This is a genomic window from Streptacidiphilus monticola (assembly GCF_042658505.1).
In the GTDB taxonomy this organism is placed as follows: Bacteria; Actinomycetota; Actinomycetes; order Streptomycetales; family Streptomycetaceae; genus Streptacidiphilus; species Streptacidiphilus monticola.
The window spans coordinates 4,623-11,294 of record NZ_JBHSQJ010000063.1 but is presented as its reverse complement, the minus strand read 5'-3'; the positions used below and the strand labels follow the sequence as shown (position 1 = coordinate 11,294).

Below are 6,672 nucleotides of genomic sequence, written 5' to 3'. Positions count from 1 at the left end.
GCCAGTTCCAGGGCCTGCCGCTCCGCGGAGGCCAGCTTCGCCATCAACTCGCCCCGCCGCTGCGCCAGCAGCGCCACCTGCTGCTGCTGGAGCGCGAGCCGCGCGGTCACCTGGGCCCGTGCCTGCTGCACTGCGGTGGTGGCCGCGGCCGCCCGCTGGGCCACCTGCGCGCNGCTGCACTGCGGTGGTGGCCGCGGCCGCCCGCTGGCCCGCCTGCGCGGACGCGAGCGCGGCGGCGGACGCCTCACCGGCGGCGCTCCGCGCGGCGGTTACGATCTGGCTCATGCCCAGGCTCGCCGCCTCGATGCCCTGGCTCTGGATCCGCGCCTGCTCGGGATCGCGCGCCCGCAGCAGCCCCTCGAAACCGGCGAGGGAGGCGGGCCCGCCCATCGCGTACTGCTGGGCGGCGAGCTGACCCGCCGTCAGCTGGGCCTGCGCCTGCGCCTGACCGGCGGCCACGGCGTCGGCAGCGGCGTTGCGCGCCTGCTGCTCGGCCGCCTGCTGGGCGACCACGGCCTTGTCGTACTGCTCCACCGCGAGCTCGACCTGCTGGTCCAGCTGCGTCTCGGTGGCCTGAGCCGCCGCCAACTGCGCCTCGGCGTCCTGCAGTTGCGCTGCGCGCTGGGCGGCGAGCTGCTGCGCGGACGCGACCTGGCCCGCGCTGGGGCCCGGCACGTCGCCTCTCGCGGCGGGCACGACACCACCCACGGTGACCGCGACGACGACGGCTGCGGTGGCCCAGGCACGGATCCTCATGCGTTCAGCTTGCGCACGGGCGCCAGCCCCTGCACCCCTACTGCGCCGGATGCGTGACACCCCGTCAGCTCCCGTCCCACCCCGCCACAGGCGCAGCCCCGCCACAGGCGCAGCCCCGCCACAGGCGCAGCCCCGCCACAGGCGCAGCCCCGCCAGAGGCGCAGCCCCGCCAGAGGCGCAGCCCCGCCAGGGGCGCGGGGAACTGCGCGAGCAACCCACCACCCACGGGGGTTCGTCCCGCAGATGGGGCCGGACCTCCCCAGTGGGATGTGCTGGCCGCGCCGTTCCCCGCGCTCCTGACGGGGCCTGCGGCCGCCCCCGACGGGGCTCACCGGGGGCGTTGACGCATGGAGCGGGTGGTGACCCTGCGGCGGGGGGCTGTCGCCCGAGGGTCGGTCGGGGGGTGGAGGGCTTCCGGGCGCGGATGCGCCAGTCTGCGGCGCACCCGCTCCGCCAGCAGCTGCGTACGGGTCGGCTGGGGCGTCGGCTTGCCGGCGATCGCGTCGAACAGCCACTCCCGCGCGCGGTCCGCGCGCCGGTGCCAGCGCTGCTCGCGCCGCCGGGCGCGGGCGAACTTGCGCGGGCGGCGGGGGTAACGCCAGCGCGCCCAGGGGCTGTTGGGCCGCGCCAGCCGGATCGCCGTCACCCACGACAGGCCGGGGACCATGATCCCGAGCATCCCGCTCCAGAACTTGCCCTTCAGGAACGTCACGATCGTGAAGCACAGGTTCACCGAGATCACCCCGATGGCGAACCACCGCGGGTCCCCCGGCGAGACGCCCAGGGGCAGGTAGCCGACCAGCAGCAGGCCGGTGAAGAGGATCCCGACGATCACCGCGTCCACGGACTTGCGGCCCTGCTCGCTCCAGTAGACGTCCTCCAGGTGCAGGATCAGTGCGAACTCGTCGAGCACCAGGCCGCAGCCGACCCCGAAGACCGCGCCGAAGACGTCGATCCAGGGCGACGCCCCGACCGACGCGAACGCGCCGATCCCCCCGACCAGCAGGAAGAACATGCCGAACACGACGTGGTGGATGTGGAGCCCGCCCGGCGTCACGTTGCCCGGCCACCAGCGCACGCCCCGCCGGATCATGCGCACGCTGAACCGGATGAAGAGGAAGGACGCGATGAACCCCACCAGCAGCAGGAAGAGCGGCTGCTTGCCGGGTTCCAGGATGTGCTCGCGGTAGAAGCCGCCCATCGCGCCGCCCCGGCCTCAGAAGCCCCGGGTCCGCTTGGCCGCGCGGCGGACCAGGCCCGCCTCGCCGCCCGCGTGCGGGATCTTCAGGAAGAGGCGGGCCAGCTCGCCGCCCAGGTTGACGCCCACCGCCAGGGCCAGCGCCAGCGCCGAGGCGCGGGCGATGAAGACCAGGCCCTGCAGCGCGTCGCCCTGGGCCAGCGAGAGCAGGCCGCGGTAGATGACCGAACCGGGGAGCAGCGGTCCCAGCGCCGGGGTGACGTAGATCTTGGAGGAGGCGTACTGGTACCGCGAGAGCATCTGGCCGAACAGGCCGATCAGCATGGCCGCGACGCCGGTCGCCAGCACCGTGGAGACCCGGGCCTGCCCCAGCACCCCGAAGACCGCCCAGCTCACGCCCCCCAACAGGGTGACCTGCAGCAGCACCTGACGGGACGTCTGCAGCAGCACCGCGAAGCACAGCGTCAGCAGCAGCGCGGAGGCCAGCTGGAGCACCGGGAAGGGGTGCGTGGCCAGCGCCTGCTCGGGGTGCAGCTCCGCGCCGAACAGCCGGACGCCGATGTAGAGCACCGAGAGCACGCCGATGACGATGCCGACGACGAGGTAGACCACCTCCAACAGACGGGCGGCCGCGGTGATGTAGTAGCCCGTCAGTCCGTCGGCGACGGCCGCGACGAGGGCGCGGCCGGGCAGCAGGCCGTAGAGCCCACCGGTGATGACCACCGAGCCGCGCAGGCCGGAGTGACCCGCCGTCAGCAGCACGCCGGAGAGCGCGGCGGGCATCGCGGCGACGACGAACTGGTAGAACTCCGGCAGCCCCTTGGAGGCCACCAGCCAGGCCAGCCGGTCGCCCAGGGCCGCCGCCACGAAGGCGATCAGGAACACCAGCCACGCCTGGGGGTCGGCCCGGCCGCCGACGAGCAGTGTGGCCGCGGCCGCGAGCAGGCCGGTGGCCAGGGTCAGCGCCCAGCTGGAGTAGGGGTGCCGGTTGCGGCGGATCTCGGCCAGACGCCGGTACGCCTCCTCGACCGAGACCTCCTCCCCGGTGATGTCCGCGACCAGCCGGTAGACCGAGGCCAGCCGGGTGTGGTCGGTGCCCCGGCGGCGGACCACCCGGGTCGCGCTGATGGGCGGCTCGACCAGCGAGGGCTGGTAGGTGACGGAGAGCAGGGTGAAGGTCACCTCGGGCTCGCAGCGGTCGAGCCGGTAGGCGTGGGCGACGCCGAGCATGGCCGCCTCGACGTCCTCGGCGGCCTCCCCGGAGGCGAGCAGCAGTTCGCCGATGCGCAGGGTCAGGTCCAGTACCCGGGGGACGCTGGGCTCCGAGGCCGGCTTGGCGGCGCTGCGCTCGAACTCGGGGCGCTCGGACATCGGGGTGCGCAGCAGCGAGCGCATCCGGTCGGGCCAGGGCGCCTCCCCGGGTGCGCCCTTGCGCAGGTCGACGATCGGGACCCCCAGCGTCGGCGTGAAGCCGAACCGGGACCAGTCCTCGTACTCCGCCTCACCGCCGCCCTGCGCGTCCGCCCCGCCCGGTCTGTCCTGGCCGCCCTCCGGCACCTTTCCTCCGCCCCGCTGTGATCACACTCGCCGCCGCCTCCACCATGCCTGATCGGGCAATCCGACGCACACCCGGTCCACGGCGGACGCGGCGGGGAGCAGGACGGGCGGGACCGGGCTCGACCGGGCGCCCTCGGTGACGTCGGGCGAGCGCCGTGCCGGGCGGAAATCGGACACAGGGCCGAAGGGTGGATTGTTCCGGTCGAGTTACGTATTTGTCGACTTACTGGTCGATGCTTGAACGAACCCGATCCGCACCCCCGCAGGAGCCCCCGTGCGCCGCATCCGCCGCCTCCTCGCCGCGACGCTCGCCCTCACCGCACTGGCCCTCGCGCTCGTCGGCGCGGCCGACGCTCCCGGCGGGGCCCCGGCCCCGCGTCAGGCGAGCGACCTCTACTGGTGACCGTGCCGGACGACCACGAAGGCGTCCAGGTCCGGGTCGTAGTGGTCGTGGTGCTCCAGGCCGGTGGCCAGGGTCTCCTCCCAGGCGCGGTGCCCGGCCCGGTGGGCGGGGCCGTCGCCGGAGAAGACGGCGACGACCTCGCCGCCCTGCGGCGGGCAGCGGTGGCACAGCGAGGTGGCTACGGCGTTCGGTGACATGGCAGGCACTCCTTATCCCCCGTGCCCGGCGCAGCAGCGGCCTTGCGATGGACGGGAACTGACGCCGCGTCAGGCACTGTCACTCACGCTATACCCCGAGCAGGCCGCTTCCCAGCCAGTCTGTGCGGTCCTTCACACCCGGCAGGACGAAGAAGTACCCTCCGCCCGTCGGGGAGATGTAGTCGACCAGCGGCTCGTCGATCAGGCGGGTCTGGGTCGCCTCGAACTGGCGGACCACGTCCTGCTGGTAGCAGGCGAAGGCCAGGCCCATGTCCAGGTTGCCGACCGCGTCGATGCCGCGGTCGTAGTTGTAGCCGCGGCGCAGGATCCGGCTGTCGTCCGTCTTGGCGGTCCGCGGGTTGGCCAGCCGGATGTGGGCGTCCAGCGGGATCGCGTTGCCCTCCGGGTCCTTGGCGTAGTCGGGGATGTCGGTCTCCACCGCGCCGTCCAGCGGGGCGCCGGTGTCCTTGCGACGGCCGAACATCTTCTCCTGCTCGGTGAGCGAGACCCGGTCCCAGAACTCCACCAGCATCCGGATGATGCGCAGCACCTGGTAGCTGCCGCCCACCGCCCAGGCCGGCTCACCGGAGGAAGGGGTGACCCAGACGAGCCGGTCCATCTCGCGCGCGGACTTCGTGTCCGGGTTGGCGATGCCGTCCTTGAAGCCCAGCAGGTTGCGCTGCGCGCCGGTCGGCCGCGAAGGGGACTGGAAGCCGTCGATGCGCCAGCGGACCTGCATCAGACCGCGGGTGTGCCGGGCGATGTCGCGCATCGCGTGCAGCACGGTGTCCTGCTTGGCCGCGCAGATCTGCAGGCTCAGGTCGCCGTGGCACTCGGCCGGGCGGAGGTTGTCGTTGGGGAAGGTGCGCATCGGCGTCAGCTTGCGCGGCTTCTTCGCGGCCAGGCCGTAGCGGTCGTCGAAGAGGCTGGCACCGACGCCGACCGTCACCGTCAGGTTGTCGGCCGGGACGACCGGGCCGAGGATCCCGTTGTCCGAAGGGGGCGCGCCGACGCCGAGGTCCGGCGGGGTGCCGCCCGCGGTCAGGAAGCGGATCCGGTCGGTCAGCGTGCGGAACAGCTGCTCCAGTCCCTTCCGGTCCTCCGCGATCACGTCCATCGACAGGAAGACGGCGAAGTCCTGGGCAGGGGTGGTGATTCCGGCCTGGTGCACGCCCTCGAAGGGGATCGCGGCGGACGTGTCGGCCGGCGACGCGGAGTCGGCGGCGGCGGGGGTGGCGCCGCCGAGGGTCAGCGCGCCGGAGGCGAGCGCCGCGCCCGCCGCGCCCGCGCCGAGGGCGGTCTTGACGAAGTCACGTCGCGAGCCGCCGAAGCCGAAGGGGCAGGAGCCGGTTGCTTCGTGAGTGGTCATCAGGCGGACTTCCGGATCTCGAGCAGGTCGGGGATGGGAGCGAGGTCTTCGAGCAGTTGGCCGACCGCGCCGTTGAGCGTGGTGCGGGTCCTCCGGTCGAGCTGCTCGACCGGGATCCAGCTGCCGTCCGGGCGGTGCGCCTGCCTGAGCAGGGCGGCGACCCGGGCGATGTCGGCGTCGACGGTGCCGGGGAGGGTGGGGCTGCGCTTCTCGACGAGCGGGCGGAGCACCGTCAGCAGCTCCTGAGTGCCCGTCAGATTGGCCTGGGCGGTGGCGAGGTTGGTACCCGAGCCCTCGTCGGTGTCCCCGGTGAGCTCGAACTGGAGGGTGTTCTCCAGGATCTCGTGGGTGCGCAGCGGCAGGTCCGAGGGGTCGAAGTCCTGGGTCGGAAAGGCCTTGCGCAGACCGGTCACGTCGGCGGCCAGCCGGTCCGCGAGCGGGGCCAGCGCGGCGGCGGACTCGCCGTGGTAGAGGCCGTACTCGATCCGCAGGAAGCCGGTGAAGTCCTGGTCGTGGACGCCGTCGGGCAGGCCGTCGGCACGGCCGTCGATCTTCGCGTCGAAGTCCTCGAAGGTGCCGTAGGCGGCGCCGAGGGAGGCGTACTGGGTGTGCGCGGTGAGCCAGTCCGCCTTGGCGGCGGCCAGGTCGCCCGCTCGCAGGTCCGCGGCGAGCTTGGCGGTCTGCCCCTGGAGGGCCGCCAGCCCGGCGTCGACATAGGCCTTGTACTGGGCCAGCGGCGCGGCCAGGTCGCTCTCGGCGACCGGCAGCACGGCCTTGGTGGTGCCGCCTCCGCTCACGTGGACGGCGGCGGAGGTGACCGCCTTGCCGCCGGTCGGGACGCAGCGCCAGGCGTAGTCGCCGGAGCCGATGGTGGCGGTCAGCGTCCGGGTGGTGCCGGGGGCCAGGCCCTCGATCTCGCCGTAGACCGCGTTGCTGGCCGGGTCGATCAGGTACACCTCGGACGTCTGGCTGCCGGTGTTGTGCATCTCGAAGGTCTGCCGCCCCGGCCGGGGGGCGGTGAAGCCCTTGCCGCAGTCGCTGGGCGAGACGCTGACCGTGGCGGCCGCGGCCTTCTTGCCGCCGGAGGCGGCGATCACCACGCCCGCGACGACGGCCGGGACGGCGAGCGCGGCCACCGGGACGACCCAGCGCGGCGCACGGCGCGCGGGGGCGCGCTCGACCCCCGCACCGG

The 6,672-nt window shown here is 73.7% G+C and carries 6 protein-coding genes; 1 reads left to right on the top strand and 5 read right to left on the bottom strand.

From position 1 onward, the window contains the following. Positions 1-1,084 precede the first annotated feature (1,084 nt). Positions 1,085-1,957, bottom strand: coding sequence for a hypothetical protein (locus ACFP3V_RS15555; RefSeq protein WP_380583697.1), 873 nt, complete (start codon positions 1,955-1,957; stop codon positions 1,085-1,087). 15 nt (positions 1,958-1,972) lie between these two features. Further along, positions 1,973-3,511: a threonine/serine exporter family protein gene (locus ACFP3V_RS15550; protein WP_380583695.1), complete on the bottom strand. Its 1,539-nt coding sequence runs from the start codon at positions 3,509-3,511 to the stop codon at positions 1,973-1,975. A 274-nt stretch (positions 3,512-3,785) separates the two neighbouring features. Here ACFP3V_RS15550 and ACFP3V_RS15545 point away from each other — a divergent pair, with 274 nt between their 5' ends. Next, positions 3,786-3,914, top strand: a complete 129-nt coding sequence (locus tag ACFP3V_RS15545; RefSeq protein ID WP_380583693.1) for a hypothetical protein — start codon at positions 3,786-3,788, stop codon at positions 3,912-3,914. Here ACFP3V_RS15545 and ACFP3V_RS15540 read toward each other — a convergent pair. From ACFP3V_RS15540 to ACFP3V_RS15530, 3 genes are all read right to left on the bottom strand, one after another. Continuing rightward, entirely contained in the window at positions 3,905-4,111 is a 207-nt protein-coding gene (locus ACFP3V_RS15540) for a hypothetical protein (protein ID WP_380583691.1), read from the bottom strand. The two genes, ACFP3V_RS15545 and ACFP3V_RS15540, sit on opposite strands and share 10 nt — an antisense overlap. An 88-nt stretch (positions 4,112-4,199) precedes the next feature. Beyond that, positions 4,200-5,480: an iron uptake transporter deferrochelatase/peroxidase subunit gene (gene efeB / locus ACFP3V_RS15535; RefSeq protein WP_380583689.1), complete on the bottom strand. Its 1,281-nt coding sequence runs from the start codon at positions 5,478-5,480 to the stop codon at positions 4,200-4,202. Further along, positions 5,480-6,672, bottom strand: a 1,193-nt coding sequence (locus ACFP3V_RS15530; protein ID WP_380583687.1) for an EfeM/EfeO family lipoprotein, incomplete at its 5' end; no start/stop codon positions are given. The genes efeB and ACFP3V_RS15530, both read right to left, overlap by 1 nt.